Annotated in this window: 16 protein-coding genes; 10 read left to right on the top strand and 6 right to left on the bottom strand. The window is 69.8% G+C overall.

Features of this window, described 5'->3' with window-relative positions; translation table 11 throughout:
- Positions 1-132: 132 nt before the first annotated feature.
- Both ACO2SS_RS26865 and ACO2SS_RS26860 read left to right on the top strand, forming a co-directional pair.
- Positions 133-411 (top strand): hypothetical protein, encoded by a 279-nt coding sequence (locus ACO2SS_RS26865; RefSeq protein WP_423280937.1) that lies wholly within the window; start codon positions 133-135, stop codon positions 409-411.
- A 400-nt stretch (positions 412-811) separates the two neighbouring features.
- Positions 812-1333 carry a hypothetical protein gene (locus ACO2SS_RS26860; RefSeq protein WP_423280936.1) on the top strand — a complete coding sequence of 174 codons (522 nt, stop codon included), beginning with the start codon at positions 812-814 and terminating at the stop codon, positions 1331-1333.
- Between the two features lie 7 nt (positions 1334-1340).
- On the opposite strand, the gene ACO2SS_RS26855 is transcribed toward ACO2SS_RS26860, so the two are convergent.
- Positions 1341-2465, bottom strand: coding sequence for a serine hydrolase domain-containing protein (locus ACO2SS_RS26855; RefSeq protein ID WP_423280935.1), 1125 nt, complete (start codon positions 2463-2465; stop codon positions 1341-1343).
- A 129-nt stretch (positions 2466-2594) separates the two neighbouring features.
- Entirely contained in the window at positions 2595-3350 is a 756-nt protein-coding gene (locus ACO2SS_RS26850; protein WP_423280934.1) for an SDR family NAD(P)-dependent oxidoreductase, read from the bottom strand.
- A 206-nt stretch (positions 3351-3556) separates the two neighbouring features.
- Between ACO2SS_RS26850 and ACO2SS_RS26845 the strand changes: the two genes are divergently transcribed.
- A complete protein-coding gene (locus ACO2SS_RS26845; RefSeq protein WP_423280933.1) occupies positions 3557-4447 on the top strand; it encodes an AraC family transcriptional regulator in 891 nt (296 codons plus the stop codon).
- Here ACO2SS_RS26845 and ACO2SS_RS26840 read toward each other — a convergent pair.
- Both ACO2SS_RS26840 and ACO2SS_RS26835 read right to left on the bottom strand, forming a co-directional pair.
- Entirely contained in the window at positions 4444-5298 is an 855-nt protein-coding gene (locus ACO2SS_RS26840; protein WP_423280932.1) for an inositol monophosphatase family protein, read from the bottom strand. The two genes, ACO2SS_RS26845 and ACO2SS_RS26840, sit on opposite strands and share 4 nt — an antisense overlap.
- On the bottom strand, positions 5295-6164 hold the full coding sequence (locus ACO2SS_RS26835) for a diacylglycerol/lipid kinase family protein (protein WP_423280931.1): 870 nt from the start codon (positions 6162-6164) through the stop codon (positions 5295-5297). Before ACO2SS_RS26835 ends, ACO2SS_RS26840 begins: the two co-directional genes overlap by 4 nt.
- Before the next feature lie 150 nt (positions 6165-6314).
- On the opposite strand from ACO2SS_RS26835, the gene ACO2SS_RS26830 reads away from it, so the two are divergent.
- Positions 6315-6926, top strand: coding sequence for a PepSY domain-containing protein (locus ACO2SS_RS26830; protein ID WP_423280930.1), 612 nt, complete (start codon positions 6315-6317; stop codon positions 6924-6926).
- 24 nt (positions 6927-6950) lie between these two features.
- Here ACO2SS_RS26830 and ACO2SS_RS26825 read toward each other — a convergent pair whose 3' ends face one another.
- Together ACO2SS_RS26825 and ACO2SS_RS26820 are read right to left on the bottom strand one after the other, a co-directional pair.
- Positions 6951-7592 carry an SCO family protein gene (locus ACO2SS_RS26825; protein ID WP_423280929.1) on the bottom strand — a complete coding sequence of 214 codons (642 nt, stop codon included), beginning with the start codon at positions 7590-7592 and terminating at the stop codon, positions 6951-6953.
- Between the two features lie 4 nt (positions 7593-7596).
- Positions 7597-8712: an MBL fold metallo-hydrolase gene (locus ACO2SS_RS26820; RefSeq protein WP_423280928.1), complete on the bottom strand. Its 1116-nt coding sequence runs from the start codon at positions 8710-8712 to the stop codon at positions 7597-7599.
- A gap of 378 nt (positions 8713-9090) precedes the next feature.
- Here ACO2SS_RS26820 and ACO2SS_RS26815 point away from each other — a divergent pair, with 378 nt between their 5' ends.
- The 6 genes from ACO2SS_RS26815 (at position 9091) to ACO2SS_RS26790 (ending at position 16661) form a co-directional block, all read left to right on the top strand.
- The gene (locus ACO2SS_RS26815) at positions 9091-10347 is read left to right on the top strand and encodes an ABC transporter substrate-binding protein (protein ID WP_423280927.1); all 1257 of its coding nucleotides are present in this window, start codon (positions 9091-9093) and stop codon (positions 10345-10347) included.
- A 214-nt stretch (positions 10348-10561) separates the two neighbouring features.
- Positions 10562-11383 (top strand): helix-turn-helix transcriptional regulator, encoded by an 822-nt coding sequence (locus ACO2SS_RS26810; RefSeq protein ID WP_423280926.1) that lies wholly within the window; start codon positions 10562-10564, stop codon positions 11381-11383.
- A 155-nt stretch (positions 11384-11538) separates the two neighbouring features.
- Positions 11539-12552 (top strand): branched-chain amino acid ABC transporter permease, encoded by a 1014-nt coding sequence (locus tag ACO2SS_RS26805; RefSeq protein ID WP_423280925.1) that lies wholly within the window; start codon positions 11539-11541, stop codon positions 12550-12552.
- A gap of 2 nt (positions 12553-12554) precedes the next feature.
- Positions 12555-13646, top strand: a complete 1092-nt coding sequence (locus ACO2SS_RS26800; protein WP_423280924.1) for a branched-chain amino acid ABC transporter permease — start codon at positions 12555-12557, stop codon at positions 13644-13646.
- Positions 13643-14428 carry an ABC transporter ATP-binding protein gene (locus ACO2SS_RS26795; protein ID WP_423280923.1) on the top strand — a complete coding sequence of 262 codons (786 nt, stop codon included), beginning with the start codon at positions 13643-13645 and terminating at the stop codon, positions 14426-14428. The genes ACO2SS_RS26800 and ACO2SS_RS26795 overlap by 4 nt, the downstream gene beginning before the upstream one ends.
- On the top strand, positions 14421-16661 hold the full coding sequence (locus ACO2SS_RS26790; protein WP_423280922.1) for an ABC transporter permease: 2241 nt from the start codon (positions 14421-14423) through the stop codon (positions 16659-16661). The genes ACO2SS_RS26795 and ACO2SS_RS26790 overlap by 8 nt, the downstream gene beginning before the upstream one ends.
- Positions 16662-16764 lie beyond the last annotated feature (103 nt).

Genomic DNA, 16764 nt, shown 5'->3' with positions numbered 1-16764 from the left:
GGAAGCCGGTCGTTCACGCCACCGTGCGCTTCGCCGCTGCGTCCGAAAGGCAACCTAGTTGCATCCTGGTCGTTGCTTCCCGCGTAGGATGCTTGGGCGCTCGTGCCCGGGCCCATCGGAGGGAACCCAGTGATGAGACGTGCATACCTGACCTTCGCCGCTCTCGGCGTGTCGAGCCTGATGGCCACCTCGGCTTTCGCCCAGGGCGCGGTCCAGCGCGAGGGCACGGATGCCGGCGGCCCCCGCAACTCGATGCGGGCCACGGAGACGGCGCCGGCCAAGAAGGCGATGAAGTCCGGAAAGGCCACCCGCAGCTCGACGACGGGCTCGGTGCGAGGCGGCAAGGCCGAGAAGATGGGCACGGATGCCGGCGGCCCCCGCGTGCAGGGCATCCCGGGCCAGAAGCAGTAAGCTTGCTCGTGGCGTGAGCGGGTTACCCTCTCCCCTGCGGGAGAGGAGCCTGCCCTCGGGCTTGACCCGAGGGACGGACGGCGAAGCCGTCCGGGGTGAGGGAATGACGTCGGACGGCGAAGCGCTCGGCCTACCGCAGCTTCGGATCCGGAGCCTTGTCCTTGCGACGTCCTGCCCTCACCCCATCCCCCTCCCAACCGGGAGAGGGTGCGCGGCTGCGCGCTCGAGCCAATCCTGAAATCGCTCACTCCAGGACTTCCGACGGATCCCGGCCTGCGCCGGGATGGGCGGAATTCATCTCTCGTATCGGGAAGTATCCCCGCCGAACCTTGTTCGACGCCGCCGCACGATGCCATGAGGAGCTGCGGCCGGTGAGGAGCCGCGTTCGGGGGGAGGGCCTGTGGCGAGCGAGGGCGAGGGATGGCCGGGGCCGGACGAGCCGGCGCGCCGCTTCCATGTGATCGACCAGCCCTGGTCGCGGTTCGAGGACCTTCCGATCGACGAGCCGTTTCCCTGCGGCGGCTTCACGTTCTCCGCGGCCGAGATCATCGCCTTTGCCCGGCGCTGGGATCCGCAGCCCTTCCATGTGAGCGAGGCGGCCGGGCGGGAGAGCATCGTGGGCGAACTCTTCGCCTCGGCCATCCACACCTTCGCCGCCTCGGTCGGCGTGTTCGTGCGGGCGACGCGCCCGCTGAAGCTCGCGGTCGGGCTCGACCTGCGCTCGATCGACCTGCCGAACCCGGCCGTCGCGGAAAAACCCTACCGGGTCATGGGGCGGTGGGTCTTCGCCCGGCCGTCGAATTCCCGCCCCGGGCTCGGCATCGTCCGCTGGGAGGCGGAGACCGTGAGCGAGGCGGGCGGCGAGGTCGTGATCCGGTTCGGCTCGACCATCATGGTCCAGGGCGCGGGGGCAGCGCGTTAGCCGCCCCTCAAGCCTTCGTGGCCGCCATCAGGCGCGACAGGAACGGGTCGATGGCGCCCTTGTCGATCCAGCGGATGACGGCGACAAGGCCCTCGCCGGGCGCGACCCAGATGACGTTCGAGCCGGCCCCCAGGGCCGAGAAGGCCCCGGCCGGCAGGTCCGGATTGGTGTTCAGCCACCAGAGATAGCCGTAATTCGCCAGCGTCGGCGAGGGCGCCAGCATCTTCTCGATCCAGGCCTCCGACAGGATGCGCCGCCCGCCCCACATTCCGCGACGGGCCACCATGAGGCCGAACCGGGCATGGTCGAGGGTCGGGATGAAGAGCCCGCCGCCCCAATGCGAGCCGCCCGGCACCGATTGCATGCGCCGTCCGGCGATCTCGACCCACGAGGTCTCGTAGCCGAGCCATTCCCAGCTCTGCGATGCGCCGATCGGGTCCATGACGCGCTCGCGCAGCACCTCCGGCAGCGGCCGGCCGAAGAGCTTCAGGAGGCAATAGGCGAGCAGGTTCACCCGCACGTCGTTGTACTCGTAGAACGTGCCGGGCTCCTGCCGCTGCCGGAGCTGGCCCTTGCGGCTGTTGTCCGCGCCCGGGCCGATCTGGCGGAAATGGTCCACCTGGTCGGACTTGCCGAAGAGCTCGCCGTCCCACTCGCTGGATTGCTGCAGGAGGTGGCGCCAGGTGATGCGGCCGTTATGCGGGCCCTCGAGCGCCGGGTCCTGGACGCGCGCCCGGACGGGCTCGTTGACGTCCGCGATCAGCCCGTCGTCGAACGCGATCCCGGCGAGGACCGCGAGATAGCTCTTGGCGATCGAGAAGGTCACATCCGGGCGCGTGACGTCGCCCCATTCGGCGACGATGCGGCCGTCCCGCAGGACCAGGCCGGCGGGGGCGCCACGCTCGCGGACGGGACCCACGACCTCGCTCCACGGGCCGGTCTCGTTCCACTCCACGTTCCCGACATAGGCGCCGTCCGGGTAGTAGAGGCTGCGGGGCCAGGGGCTCTCGTTCGCCTCGGCGAAGCCGATCGCGGCCGCGAGCTTGTCGGGGTCGAAGCCGGAGCGGGCAGGTTCGACCCGCTCCCAGGTGCCGGATGCATCCGGGACGTAGTTCTCGTGCCTGTCGCCCATCACCGTTTTGCTTCTCCCGCGCCGCCCGCTCGCCCGGAGCGGTCGCCATCATCTCGGCCCCAGCCCTAGAGTGCCGGGCCCGGCCGATCAATGCGCCGGGCGATCCATCGCGAGGCGCATATCGGCGGCTCAGATGACCTGGCCGCCCGAGACCTCGATCCGCTGCCCGGTGACCCAGCGGTTGTCGGGACCCAGCAGGCTCGCGACCATCGGGCCGATGTCGTCCGGCAGGCCGACCCGCCCGAGCGCCGTCATGCCGGCGAACTGCCCGTTGAGGTCGGGGATGTCGCGCACGGCGCCGCCCAGGAAGTCGGTCTCGATGGCACCGGGCGCGACGGTGTTCACCCGGATGCCCTGGCTGCCGAGCTCCCGGGCCATGTAGACGCTCAGGATCTCGACCGCGCCCTTGGCGGCCGAATAGGCCGAGAAGCCCGGGAAGGAGACCCGCGTCAGGCCGGAGGAGAAGTTCACGATCCCGCCGCCATCCGCCAGGACCGGCAGCAGCGCCTGGGTCAGGAAGAACACGCCCTTCACGTGCGTGTCGAACAGGGAATCGAACTGGGCCTCCGTCGTTTCCGGGAAGCTCGCCATCTCGCCCTGGCCCGCATTGTTGACGAGGTGGTCGAGCGTCTCGCGCCCCCAGGTCTCCGCGAGCGCGGTGCGGACCGCCTCCACGAAGGCCGGGAAGGTCGCGACGCGGGCGACGTCCAGCTGCAGGGCGACCGCCTTGCCGCCGAGCGCCTCGATCTCGGCCACGACGGAACGCGCCTGATCCGCGCCGTTGCGATAGGTCAGGATGACGTCCCCGCCATGGCGGGCGATGCTGAGGGCGGTGTTGCGGCCGAGACCGCGGTTGCCGCCGGTCACGAGCGAGATGGTGGTCATCGGAGTGTCTCCTTCATCGGTGTGCCGATGCCGCCAGGATGAAGGAACGGGGCCGTCCCATGTTGCCTGAAGCTCGGCGGTTCTTGCCTGATCCTACGGATGAGCGTCGCGTTCTCAGGTGGCGGTGACAGGTCGGTGCCGCGGCGCTATTGCCCGATCGTGCGGGCGCGGTTGCTAGCCGCCCCGCCCGCGTGTAGTTTTCACCCATGGCGGACGGTCTCACCGACATCGCGCTGCGCTTCGCGAACGCGCATTGCCAGGACGGCGTCGCGCCGACGCCGGTGCCCGGCCTCACCATCCTGCGCGAGACGGCGCCGACGGCCCTGGCCTACGCCATCTCGAAGCCGCTGGTCGCGCTGGTGCTCCAGGGCGGCAAGCGCGTCACGATGGGACGCAGCACGTTCGATTTCGGCGCGGGCGAGTCGCTGCTGATCACCACGGACGTGCCGACGGTCAGCCAGATCACGCGGGCCTCGCCGGCCACGCCCTACCTGTCGCTGGTCATCGATCTCGACCTCGCCCTGATCGAGGCCCTCGCGACGGAGATGGGCGCCTCTCCCTACGCGATGGGGGCTCCGGTCCGGGTCGATGCGACGGAGGTCGAGGTCGCGGATGCGGCGCTGCGGCTCCTGCGGCTGCTCGACCGCCCGGCGGCCCTGCCGGTGCTCCAGGGCCAGCTGATGCGCGAGCTGCATTTCTGGCTTCTCTCGGGCCGGCATGGCGGCGCGATCCGGAGCCTCGGGATCGCGGACAGCCACGCGCAGCGCATCTCGCGCGCCGTCTCGGTCATCCGGTCCGATTTCGCCAAAGCGATCCGGGTCGAGCGCCTCGCGGAGGTCGCCGGGATGAGCCCGTCCTCGTTCCACGAGCATTTCCGGGCGATCACCTCCCTGACGCCCCTGCAGTTCCAGAAGCAGCTCCGGCTGATCGAGACGCGGCGCATGATGCTGGCGGAGGGCGCGCGGATCAGCGATGCCGCCTATGCGGTCGGCTACGAGAGCGTGCCGCAATTCACGCGCGACTATGCGCGCCTGTTCGGCCAGCCCCCGGCCCGCGACATGAAGGCCGCGAAGGCCAGCCTGCAGATGGCGGCCTAGTCGCCGGCCTGCGCGAGCTGCTGCAGGGCGGGCTCTCTCCCGAGAACCAGGTCCTGCCGCCAGGCGCGCGGATCGGGAGCCCCGCCCGGGCCCGTGAAGGACGTGAAGGGGCGCCACTCCGATCCCGCTCGGGTGAGGACGGCGCCTCCGGCCGCCTCCACGAGCACGATGCCGGCCGCGACGTCCCAGACGTTCGGCGTGTCGAACCGCGCCGCCTGGAGCAGCCCCGCGGCCACGAAGGCCGTCTCGATCGCGGCGGAGCCGCTCTTCCGCGAATCCCAGCGCGCGTCGTAGCCCCGCGGCGCGTGCGGCAGGCCGACGAGCTGGCGCTGGACGTCGCCGCTCGCCACGCGTTCGAACTCCGCATCCTCGAACGAGAGCGCCCCGCCGAGCCGTGCGTGGTACACGCCCGGCCGCAGCGCGTGGGAGGTGGAGCACCAGACCGCGCCGACCACCGGCCGGCCCCTGTGCAGCACGCCGATGGAGGCGGCGAAGAGCGGGAAGCCGTTGATGAAGTTCGTCGTGCCGTCGATGGGATCGACGGCCCAGACGAAGGCGTCGGGATGGGCGGGCTTGTCGTCCTGCTCCTCTCCGATGATGCCATGATCCGGGAAGGCCTCGTCGAGACGCGCCCGGATCAGGACCTCCGTCCGGTGGTCGACCTCGGAGACCGGATCCCGGAACAGCGTCTCGTCGTCGCCGAGCGCCTTGTACCTGACGCTCAGCGTCCGCCCGAGGGAGGCCTGGATCTCCGTGCCGGCGAGGCGGGCGAGGTCGACCGCGCTGCGCTCGATCTCCGCCAGGAGGCGGTCGGAGGGGCGGTCTTCGGCATCAGGCACTTGGCTGCTCATCGGAGCGCTCCCGGGACCAGGACCGTGACGGGCGTGTCGAGCACGGTGAGCGTGATGCGGCTTCCGTCCCACTCGACCGTCTTGTCGTCGATGCGCAGCGGCTCGTCATGGGCGTCGATGGCGACCCGCGACACGGAACGCCGCTCGACCGGCGGCGGTCCGCTCTCGGGGGCCTGCAGCCAGTCGAGCATGGCACCGCGCGACCGCTCGGGCAGCCACACGAGCGACAGCGCGTCGGATCCAGCGGAGGTATCGGGGCCAAGGGGGAGGTTCGGCCCGATCATCGCGGTGTTCATGCATTCGACGAGGAGCGCGGGTTCCGGAAGCTCCTCCCCGTCGAAATGGAAGGCTGCCCTCGCGGGGGGCATCTCACGGAGCACGCCGGCGAGCGCTTCGCGCCCGATGCGGCGCTTGTCGTCGCCGACGAGGCGCTCGTCCTGGAGGGCCGAGGTCGAGCGCGCCAGGGCGCCGATCCCGACGGCCTCGACGAAGCGGCGGATTCCCCAACGGCCACGGGCCTCGCAGACCCGGATCTGGGCTTCATGCGCGTGCTCGAGCGCGGCGATGATCCTGTCGAGATCCGCTTCGGGGTAGCCGAGCGAGGTCGCGATGTTGTTCGCGCCCCCGAGCGGCAGGATGGCGAGCTTCACGCGCCGGTCCTTCAGCCCCGTGAGCACGCGTGCGACGGTCCCGTCCCCGCCCGCCACGATGGCGAGCTCGGTCCCGCCCAGGGTCTCGCACCAATCCGGATCGGCGAGCGAGTGGTGGTCCGAGGCGAGGCCGGCCTTCGCCAGCTCCTCGAGCAGGTGCTCGGTCGAAAGGTCGTTTCCGCCGGTGCCCGGCTGGTGGAGAAGCGTCGCTCGCATGGTTTGTACAATTCAGGACACGGCAGATAGCTCCACGGAACCCGAGAAGTGTCGGCGGCGCGCCCTTTGTCGAAGCCGGACAGAGGGCCGCAGGCGCCGAACCTCCCCCCGAGCCGTGGCGTTGGCCCGCATCATCTTCGGGAGGGAAACATGAAACTCCGCATGGCGGTTGCGCTCGCGTTGCTCGGCACTTCGGCGAGTTTCGCCCTGGCGCAAACCACGACCGCCCCCTCCACAACGGCACCCTCCACGGCCGCACCGTCGGGAGCGACCACGGCCGCTCCGGCGGCCGGCAAACCTGCCCATGCCGGCAAGTACGGCGCCATCCAGGCGGTCAAGATCCCGCTGGTCGAAGCGGTCGAGGTCGCCGAGAAGATCACCGGCAAGGGTGAGGCCGTCGAGGTCGAGTTCGACAGCGGGGGCCCGAACCAGTCGCCCTATTACGAGATCAAGGTGCTGTACCCGGACGGTAAGTTCGTCGAGCAGACGATCGACGCCAATACGGGCGCGGTGCTGAAGACCGAGAACAAGGTCTTCGATCGGTACTTCTCCCGCCTGAAGCCGAGCGACCTGCAGGCCGCCAAGACGTCCCTGCGCGATGCCGTGGGCGCGGCCGAGAAGGCGATCGGCAACGCGGCCCGGGCCGTCGAGGCGGAAATCGAGAAGGGCGGCTCGGACATCATCTACGAGATCGAGCTGGCGTCGCCGGTCGGCAAGCACGAGGTGAAGGTCGACAGCACCGGCAAGGTGGTCAAGCAATAACCTCTGCCAGGCAGCCCTCGCGGCCTATTTCGCCGCGAGGTGCGGCCTGATGATGGTCAGCATCCTTTCCGCCGAGGTGTTCGGCGGAAAGAAGCCGAGATACCGGCCCTCGCGATCCATCAGGTACACGAAGGCGCTGTGATCGACCGTATAGGCGTCCGGTCCGGTCGAAACCTTCTCGTGATACACCCTGTAGGCGTCGGCCGCCGCGCCGATCGCCTCCGGGCTCCCCGTGAGCCCGACGAGCCGCGGGTGGAACAGGTCGACATAGGTGGCGAGGTGGTCGGCCGTGTCGCGCTCGGGGTCGAGCGTGATGAAGATCGGCTGCACGGCCTCGCCCTCGGCCCCGAGCAGGTTCACGGCGCGCGACATCTCCTGCAGGTCGGTCGGGCAGATGTCCGGGCAATAGGTGAAGCCGAAATAGACGAGCATCAACCTGCCGCGGAAGTCGGCGTCCGTGCGACGCCGGCCCGCCTGGTCGGTGAGCGCGAACGTCCCTCCGACCGGCTCGCGGTTCCACATCAGGACGTCCATCAGCTCCGCGGCCGACCGCCGCTTGGGCGCCTCCTGCGCGCCGGGCGATGCCGGAGGGAGGGCGGCAGCGAGCAAAGCGAACGCCGCCATGGCGGCGAGCCGCCTCACGCCGCCGGCCTGCTGTTCCGGCATCCGGTCAGGCTCCGAAGAGCAGCCGGCTGCCCGTGGTCGGCACGAGCACGTTCTCCGGCATCTGCGCCTGCGCCTCGAGGGCGAAGTTGAGCCCGCTGCAATGCATCGGGATCACGACGTCCGGCTGGAGCTTCTTCACCTCGGCCACGACCTGCGTGAGGTAGTCCTTGGGGGCCGGCCCGAGGTGGAAGCCGCCGACGATCGCATGCACCTTCTCGATGCCCGAGACCTCCTGCGCCTGCCGGACCGAATTGACGATCCCGACATGGCCGCAGGAGCTGATCACCACCAGGCCCTTGCCCTTCACGTTGAAGCAGGTCGCGTGCTCGTGGACATGCTCGTCCGGGATGATCTTTCCCTGAAGCTCCGCCGGGCTGTAATGCTCGGCATTGCAGCCGAGCCCATCCTTCATGCCGCGTTCCACGAAGGTATTCGGAAGGATCTTCTCGATGGAGCGGCGCTTGATCTGCCCCGTCGTGAAGGCATGGCCGGCGACGACGGTCGGGGTCTCGCACAGCACCGTAGTGACCTTGTGCGCCGCGAGGTCACGCCGGTCGAGCTGGCCGAAATCGGTGAACTGTCCCTGTCCAGCCGGGGTGACCCGATGGCAGAAATTGTCCTCGCCGCCCGCATAGAGCCTGAGCTCGGGCGGGAGCGAACTGCGGTACTTGTCGAGGAAGCCGTTCAGCCCGCCGTAATGGTCGTGATGGCCGTGGCTGACGACCAGCGCGTCCAGCTTGGTCGGATCGACCTTGAGGATGCCGATATTGTTGAGGAGCGCATCGGGGCTGTAGCCGAAATCGAGCAGGATCGCGCGCGCCTCGGCATCGCGCTCCGACTCGAGGAAGAGCGACAGGCCCCACTGGTTGTGCAGCACCTGGCGGTAATCCGCGCCGCGCCCGGAGCCCGGCGGCTGGTGCTGCACGCCGCCGACAACAGACGGCTTCAGGAACTGGTCGTGCGCGGAGTCGATCAGCACCCGCATCGTCAGCTTGTCGATCGTGGGCACCGTGATGGGCGCGGCGCTGGCGATCTCGACGCAAGAAAAGCCGGCGGCCGCGCCCGCCGCCATGGCAGCCGTGGCCTTCAGGAAACCGCGCCGCGCGAGCATTTCGGTCATGACGATCTCCTGAATCCCAAGAAGCTGAGCCTGTAATCTTGGCTGTTTAGCAAAAGCGTGCCGTAGACGCTTTTCAAAATGCTGCCGCGCCTCGATAACCTGTTCTCATTTCTGCTCGCGGGGGAGGAGAAGTTTCTCCGGCGTCAGCAGCTCGGATGCCGCGCAGCCGCGGCCGCTGGGGATTCGGCGATCGCCCCGGGGACACCCGTCCCGCCCCGGGCGGCAGGCGTCCGGCACTGAATCGGCAAGGGAAAGCGTACTAAAGAATTCACCTCCGTCTGAATCCTGCTCCAGGCCCATTGAAAAGGTCCAAGAAAACGGGACACAATCGGCCCAAGCGAACCGGAAACAATCCGGACGCGACTGGGAGGAACGTGGATGCAAGGAGCGCTCAAGGCAGCGATTGCTGCCTGTTGCCTGCTGGCCGTGCCGGGTGCGGCGCAGGCCCAGGAGAAACTCAAGATCGGCGTAACTGCGACCCTGTCCGGGGCCCTGACCTCGGGAGGCGAGGACGGCGTCCGCGGGGTGCAGATCGCCGCCAAGCAGGCCGGGAACAAGATCGCGGGGCGGGAGATCGAGCTGATCATCGTGCCGACCGACGCGAGCCCGGATTCCGCGCTCCGGGCGGCCCGCAAACTCGTCGAGCAGGACAAGGTCCAGATCATCATCGGGCCGCTCTCCGGGTCGGAGGGCATCGCGCTGCGCGACTACGCCAAGACCGTCCCGAACGTCGCGATCGTCAACGGCTCGTCGGGCGCTCTCGAGACGACCTACATCAACCCGGCGCCGAACTTCTTCCGCTTCAACAGCGACGGCGCCCAGTGGATGGCGGGCCTCGGCGAGTACGTCTTCAAGGACAAGGGCTACAAGAAGATCGCCATCATCGCGGAAGACTATTCCTTCCCCTACACGCAGGTGCTCGGCTTCGGCGTCGGCTATTGCAAGGCCGGCGGCCAGATCGTGCAGCGGCAATGGGTCCCGCTCGGGACGAAGGATTTCGGCTCGGTCATCGCCAACCTGTCCGACGATGTCGATGCCGTGTTCCTGGGCCTCGGCGGCGGCGATGCCGTGAACTTCCTGAATCAGTACAGCCAGACCGGCGGCAAGGCGAAGTTCATCGGCGGCTCCATCATGGTGGACCAGACGGTGCTGTCCTCGCGCGGCGCCGCGAAGCGGCTCCTCGTCGGCACGCCGTCCTCGAGCGGCGTCGCGGATGCCTGGGACGATCCGAAGTGGAAGGAGTGGGTGAAGCTCTACCAGGAATCCTTCCCGGCCGATAAGCGCTTCGCGAGCCCGTCCCTGTTCGCCACGAACTACTACAACGCCTTCAACGCCGTCAGAACCGCGCTCGAGAAGGTGAATGGCGACCTGTCCGATGGCGGGGCGAAGTTCCGGGCGGAACTGGCCAAGGTCGAGCTCGATGCGCCGAACGGCAAGGTCAAGCTCGACGACAACCGCCAGGCGATCGCCACGACCTTCATCACGGAGGTGGCGGAACTGCCCAATGGCGAGCTGACGAACAAGTTCGTGAAGGCGGTCCCGAACGTGAACCAGACGCTCGGGCTCGACGCAGCCGCCTTCCAGAAGATCGGGCTGCCGAGCAGGACGAATCCCGAGTGCAAGACGTCCTACTGAGAGCCTCGGCGTAAGCGGCGGCGCCGCGCGCGCCGCCTTCGCAATGCCCGACCCCGCCGCGCAGGCGGGGCATCGGGCGCGCTCCTGCGCTCGACAGGCGTGCAGGGCGAGCGGCTTTCGCGCGGCCCCAAGGGGCGGTTCGGAGCATCGAGAGGACGCGGGCCCGGAAGTGACGGGCCCTGTCCGGCCTTCGGCTTCATGACGAGGGAGCGGGATGAGCAGGGCGATTGCCATCTATCACGGCAGTTTCGGCCGGGCCGGCCTCTATCAGCTGAACCGGCCGATCCTCACGCATGCCCATCGGGAAGGTCACCTCGTCTTCCATGCCGGCGGGCCGGCTGCGCGCGTCGGCGTGGGCGAGGCGTTCCACGAATGCTCGCAGGCCTTGGCGTCGGGCGTGAACCCCTGGCAACCGCACAGCTTCGTGCCGCCCGGGAACGAGGCCGGGTCGCTGTGCCTCGTCCTCTACGTCAATCCGTCCTGGTTCCCGACGCGGCCCGGCAGGAGCACCGCGCTCCGGTTCGGGCGCGCCGACATTCCCGTCTCGCCTGCGATCGCGCGGCTCGTCGGCGAGGTGACACGCCTCCTGCCGGGCGGGCGCGCTTCTGGCCTGGTCGATCGCCTCCTGTTCGAGCTCACGGCCGCCTCCTTCGAGGAATCCTGGCGCGGGCGCGACCCCGACGAGCAGGACCCGGAGGGTGTCCGCGACTACCGGGTCCGCAAGTCCATCCAGATCCTGTCCGAGATCGGCGGGGCCGGCCTCTGCCTCGACGGCGTCGCCCGGCAGGCGGGGCTGTCGCGGCCGCATTTCTACAAGCTGTTCCGGCAGCAGACCGGGATCACGCCGAACATCTACCTGAAGACCCTGCTGATGGAGCGCGCCATCGCACAGGTCGCCGGCAGCAATCTCTCGGTGACGGAGATCGGGTTCGAGCTCGGCTTCTCGTCGCAGAGCGGATTTACCCGGTTCTTCGCCGCGCATGTCGGCATGGCGCCGACGAATTACCGGCAGGTGGCCCATGTGCGGCCGCACTAGAATCAGACTGGGCGACATGCCGCCCCCGCGAACCGGCCCTATGATCCGGGGGGCGACCCGACCCTCGACGGCCGGGCGAGGGGAGGATCCAGGCCCATGAGGCGGCGCGGGGTCGATCGGAAAGCCGGCCCGCGCCGGATGGCAAGGCCGCGGCCGTGAGGGCGTTCGTGGAGCGCCGCCCGATCTGGTCGCTCGTCATCCTGGTGGCGGTCGCGCTCCTCCTCTGGCTCGTCTTCGCGGTCTGGACGCCCGGCATGGAGGCAGCGCTCGGCCGCAAGCGCGTCTTTCTCAGCGCGCTCCTCAACGGCATCACGCTCGGCGCGCTCTATTTCCTGGTCGCGAGCGGCTTCACGCTGATCTTCGGCCTGATGCGCAACGTGAACCTCGCGCATGGCTCGCTGTACCTGCTCGGCGGCTATCTCGGCTGGAGCGTCGGCGTCGCCACCGGCTCCTGGGCGGCGGCCCTGATCGCCGCTTTCCTGGTCGTCGCGCTCGTCGGGGTGCTGATGCAGGTCTTCCTGTTCCGCTGGATGGAGGGGCAGGACCTCCGCCAGACGCTGGTGACCATCGGCCTCTCCATCGTGTTCGCCGACCTGCTCCTCTGGGGCTATGGCGGCGATACCTTCCAGGTCGAGACGCCGGCCTGGCTCGCCGGGCCCGTCCAGCTGCCCCTCGCGGTCGCGGTGCGGAGCAATGGCGAGGCCGTGATGATGACCTATCCGGCGCTGCGGCTCGCGATCTTCTGCGGCGCCGTGGTGGTCGGGATTCTGATGTGGCTCGCGCTCAACCGCACGCGGGTCGGCATGCTGGTGCGGGCGGGCGTCGACGACCGCGACATGCTCTCGGCGACGGGAGTCCGCGTCCAGCTCGTCTTCGTGATGATCTTCGCCTTCGGGGCAGGGCTCGCGGGCCTCGCGGGCGTCGTCGGCGGCACCTTCCAGTCCCTCCAGCCCGGCGAGGACACGAAGATCCTGCTCTCCTCGCTCGTCGTCGTGATCGTGGGCGGGATGGGGTCGATCCCGGGGGCCGCCGTCGGCGCCCTGATCGTCGGCCTCGCCGAGCAGTTCGGCTCGGTCTACATGCCGACCTATGCCGTGATGCTGACCTTCCTCATCATGGTCGCGGTCCTCGCCGTGAGGCCGCAGGGCCTCGCAGCCGTGAGGCGCTGAGCATGGCCGTCGCGGACACGCCCGTCGCCTTCAGCCCTCCGGGCCGGCCGGCGCGCGGCGTCGCCGAGGCGATCGCCGGGCTCGGCACCCCGTTCTGGGTCGTGGCCGCGATCCTGCTCCTCATGCCGCTGATCGCGAGCCCCTTCTGGCTCGTCCAGATCTTCGCCTACGCGATCATCCTCGGCATGGTCGCGCTGAGCCTCATGTTCCTCGCCGGCTATGGCGGGATCGTCAGCCTGGTGCAGATGACGGTGGCGGCCTTCGCCGGCTACCTCGTCGCGATCCTCGGCGACAGCGCCATCGCGCAGATCAGCCTGAAATGGCCGTGGTGGACCGCCGTGCCGGTCGCGATCGTGCTGGCCACGATCTTCGGCACCGTGAGCGGCGCGCTCTCCGTCCGGACGGAGGGCATCTACACGATCATGATCACGCTCGCGATCGCGTCGGCCTTCTACTATCTCGCGCTGCAGAACTACACGATCTTCAACGGGTTCAGCGGCTTCAACGGCATCGCGCCGCCGCATTTCCTCGGCGTCGACTGGCGCGACACCATCCCGTTCTACTATCTCTGCCTCGGCTGCGGGGCGCTCGCCTACGGGGCCGTCCTGTATGTCGCGCGCGCGCCCTTCGGCCTCGCCCTCCAGGGCACGCGCGACAATCCCCGGCGCATGGCGGCGCTCGGCTTCAACGTCGCGGCGCACCGGATCGCCGCCTACACGTTCGCGTCCGTGATCGCTGCGGCCGCGGGTGTCCTGCTGGTCTGGTACCAGGGGCAGATCTCGCCAGGCACAGCCGGAATCGGGCCGGTGGTGGACGTCCTCATCATCGCCGTGGTGGGCGGGCTGTCGCGCCCGATCGGCCCCTTCGTGGGCGCGCTCGTCTATGTCCTGCTGCGGACCTTCTCGCTCGACCTGCTCGAGGCCGTGGGCCTCGACGGCAAGCGCTTCCAACTCCTGATCGGGCTCGGCTTCCTGGTCATCGTCCTGTTCTCGCCGGGCGGGCTCGTCGGCATCTTCGAGCGCCTGCGCGAGCGCTATCTCAGGGGCCGCGACGCGCGCTCCTCCGCCATGGGCGCGCCGGGGAGGGGGCCATGAGCGCCGTCGCGCTTCGCGGCCTGCGCTCGTCGGGCTCCGACAACGCGCTCGAATTGCGCGGCGTCGCCCGCCTCTTCGGTGCGCTCGCGGCGCTCTCCGACGTGACGCTCAGCGTCCGGCCGGGCGAGCGGCGCGCCGTGCTGGGATCGAACGGCGCCGGCAAGACGACGCTGTTCAACTGCATCACGGGCGACTTCCCGCCGACCTCCGGCATCATCCGGTTCTTCGGCGAGGATGTGACGGCCTTCCCGCCGCAGGAGCGCATCCGCCGGGGCCTGCGGCGCACCTACCAGATCTCGTCGCTCTTCACGGGGCTGAGCGTCCTCGACAACGTCTATCTCGCCTGCCGGGGCGTGTCGCGGAACCGCTTCTCGCTCCTGCGCCCGCGCCGCGACGAGACGCTGACGCAGGCCGCCGAAGCCCTCGTGGACGCCGTGCACCTCACGGACGTCAAGGACCGCCTGGTCGGGGAGCTCGCCTACGGTCAGCAGCGCCAGCTCGAGATCGCGCTCGCCCTCTCGGGGGCGCCGCGCTTCATCCTGTTCGACGAACCGGCGGCGGGCCTCTCGCCGACCGAGCGGCGCGACCTCGTCAACATCCTGACCTCGCTGCCCGCCCATATCGGCTACATCATCATCGAGCACGACATGGACGTGGCTTTGCGCGTCGTCGAGAGCGTGACGATGATGCACAACGGCCGCATCTTCAAGGAAGGGCGGCCGGAGGAGATCGAGTCCGACCCGGAGGTGCAGGAGCTGTATCTCGGAGGCGGCCATGGCTGAGCGCTTCCACGCTCCCCCGCCGCCCGGGGTCCCGGTCCTCCAGGTCACCGGCCTGAACGTCTTCTACGGACGCTCGCATGCGCTCCAGGGCGTCGACCTGACGCTGCAGGGGGGCGTGCTCTCCGTCGTCGGCCGCAACGGCATGGGCAAGACGACCCTGTGCAAGGCCATCATGGGCCTCGTGCCGATCAGCTCCGGGTCGATCCGCTTCTTCGGCGAGGAGATCGCCGGCCGGAGCCCGGCCGAGGTGGCGCGGCGCGGGATCGGCTACGTGCCGCAGGGCCGCCGCCTGTGGCGCTCGCTCACCGTCGACGAGCACCTGCGCCTGATGCAGCGCGGCAAGCGCGGCGCCTGGACGCCGGAGCGGATCTACGAGACCTTTCCGCGCCTCGCGGAGCGCCGCAACAACGGCGGCGCCCAGCTCTCCGGCGGCGAGCAGCAGATGCTGGCGATCAGCCGCGCCCTGCTGATGAACCCGCGCCTCCTGATCATGGACGAGCCGACGGAGGGGCTCGCCCCCGTGATCGTGGCGCAGGTCGAGGAGATGCTCGTCGCGCTCGCCGAGGCCGGCGACATCGCCATCCTGGTCATCGAGCAGAATATCGGCGTCGCGACCGAGATGTCCGACCCGGTCGCCATCATGGTCAATGGCCGGGTCAACCGCATCATCGCCTCCGCGACGCTCGCGGGCGACCGCGACCTGCAGCAGCGGCTGCTCGGCGTCGGCCGCCACGGCCACGACGAGACCGACGGCGTGACGGAGCCCGCGTCGGCGCAGGCTGCCCCGGCGTCCCGGCCGCCCCCGACCGGGCCGACGCGCGTCTACGTCTCCAATCCGGTCCTGCCGACCCGGTGGTCGCAGCCGGTGCCGGCATCCCGCATCGAGGCCCAGGCGCGGACGCTCTCGCGGCCGGTCCTGGCCACCCTCGACGGAAGGCGCGTCTCGGCGACCGGGCCGCTGGCCAGTAACGTCGTCGGCGAGCCCGTCGTGATCGTCGCCGGCACGCTCGACACCAAGGGAGACGAGCTCCGTTTCATCCGCGACATCCTGCGCGAGGAGGGGCTGCGGACCCGGCTCGTCGATCTCTCGACCTCGGGGCGGAGCGCGGGCGCGGATGTCTCGCCGCAGGAGGTGGCGCTGGCCCATCCGCGCGGCTCGGCCGGGCTCGCCTCGGGTGACCGCGGCACGGCCGTCGCCGCCATGACGGAGGCGTTCAGGGCCTGGCTGCCCCGGCAGCAGGGCGTGCTCGGCGTGATCGCGGCCGGCGGGTCGGGCGGAACCGCGCTCGCGACGGCCGGCATGCAGGCGCTGCCGATCGGCGTGCCCAAGATCATGATCTCGACGGTCGCCTCGGGGAACGTCGCCGCCTATGTCGGCGCGGCGGACATCACCATGATGCATTCCGTGACGGACGTGCAGGGGCTCAACCGGATCTCCCGGAGCATCCTCGGCAACGGCGCGCGGGCGATGGCCGGCATGGCGAAGGCGCGCCTCGCCGAGCTTCGCCGCGAGCCGGCCGGCCGGCGGGCGGAAGGCGCGGAGAAGCCGCTCGTCGGGCTCACGATGTTCGGCGTGACGACGCCCTGCGTGCAGGCGGTCTCCAGGCTGATCGCCGCCGAGTGGGAGCCGCTCGTCTTCCACGCGACCGGGACGGGCGGGCGCGCGATGGAGAAGCTCGTCGATTCCGGGATGCTGGCCGGCGTGATCGACGTCTCCACGACCGAGATCTGCGACATGATGATGGGCGGAATCCTGCCCGCGACCGAGGACCGGTTCGGCGCCGTCATCCGCACCCGCATCCCCTATGTCGGATCGGTCGGCGCGCTCGACATGGTCAATTTCGCGGCGCCCGAGACCGTGCCGGAGCCCTATCGCGGCCGCAGGCTCTACCCGCACAACCCGCAGATCACCCTGATGCGGACCACCGCGGACGAGAACGCCCGGATGGGGCGCTGGATCGGCGAGCGGCTGAACGCCATGGAAGGCCCGGTCCGCTTTCTCATCCCGGAGCGGGGCGTCTCCGCGCTGGACGCGCCGGGGCAGCCATTCCACGATCCCGACGCGGACGCCGCCCTGTTCGAGACGCTCGAACGCACGGTGCGGCAGAACGCCAACCGGCAGCTCCTGCGGCTCCCCCTCCACATCAACGATCCCGCCTTCGCGGCGGCCCTCGCCGGGCATTTCCGGACGCTGCAGGGCCCGCGCCGCCGCGAGCGGGCAGCGAGGCGATGATGGCGAGATGCGCCCTTTTCGCGCCGGGAAGCTCGCGAGCCGGCGGGACGCGCGTCTCCTCCCCCACAGGGGGAGGGGGGCCAGGCGAAGCCTGGTGGAGGGG

The sequence above is a fragment of the Enterovirga sp. CN4-39 genome, from assembly GCF_049446235.1.
Classification (GTDB): domain Bacteria; phylum Pseudomonadota; class Alphaproteobacteria; order Rhizobiales; family Beijerinckiaceae; genus Enterovirga.
This window is presented reverse-complemented; position numbering and strand designations above follow the sequence as displayed.

Excerpts from the sequence above, each read along its gene's own strand:
- ACO2SS_RS26825 (WP_423280929.1), bottom strand. The coding sequence starts at position 7,592 with ATGCCGGAACAGCAGGCCGGCGGCGTGAGGCGGCTCGCCGCCATGGCG.
- ACO2SS_RS26855 (WP_423280935.1), bottom strand. The coding sequence starts at position 2,465 with ATGGGCGACAGGCACGAGAACTACGTCCCGGATGCATCCGGCACCTGG.
- ACO2SS_RS26865 (WP_423280937.1), top strand. The coding sequence starts at position 133 with ATGAGACGTGCATACCTGACCTTCGCCGCTCTCGGCGTGTCGAGCCTG.
- ACO2SS_RS26845 (WP_423280933.1), top strand. The coding sequence starts at position 3,557 with ATGGCGGACGGTCTCACCGACATCGCGCTGCGCTTCGCGAACGCGCAT.
- ACO2SS_RS26830 (WP_423280930.1), top strand. The coding sequence starts at position 6,315 with ATGAAACTCCGCATGGCGGTTGCGCTCGCGTTGCTCGGCACTTCGGCG.
- ACO2SS_RS26835 (WP_423280931.1), bottom strand. The coding sequence starts at position 6,164 with ATGCGAGCGACGCTTCTCCACCAGCCGGGCACCGGCGGAAACGACCTT.
- ACO2SS_RS26800 (WP_423280924.1), top strand. The coding sequence starts at position 12,555 with ATGGCCGTCGCGGACACGCCCGTCGCCTTCAGCCCTCCGGGCCGGCCG.
- ACO2SS_RS26820 (WP_423280928.1), bottom strand. The coding sequence starts at position 8,712 with ATGACCGAAATGCTCGCGCGGCGCGGTTTCCTGAAGGCCACGGCTGCC.
- ACO2SS_RS26850 (WP_423280934.1), bottom strand. The coding sequence starts at position 3,350 with ATGACCACCATCTCGCTCGTGACCGGCGGCAACCGCGGTCTCGGCCGC.
- ACO2SS_RS26840 (WP_423280932.1), bottom strand. The coding sequence starts at position 5,298 with ATGAGCAGCCAAGTGCCTGATGCCGAAGACCGCCCCTCCGACCGCCTC.
- ACO2SS_RS26790 (WP_423280922.1), top strand. The coding sequence starts at position 14,421 with ATGGCTGAGCGCTTCCACGCTCCCCCGCCGCCCGGGGTCCCGGTCCTC.
- ACO2SS_RS26795 (WP_423280923.1), top strand. The coding sequence starts at position 13,643 with ATGAGCGCCGTCGCGCTTCGCGGCCTGCGCTCGTCGGGCTCCGACAAC.
- ACO2SS_RS26815 (WP_423280927.1), top strand. The coding sequence starts at position 9,091 with ATGCAAGGAGCGCTCAAGGCAGCGATTGCTGCCTGTTGCCTGCTGGCC.
- ACO2SS_RS26810 (WP_423280926.1), top strand. The coding sequence starts at position 10,562 with ATGAGCAGGGCGATTGCCATCTATCACGGCAGTTTCGGCCGGGCCGGC.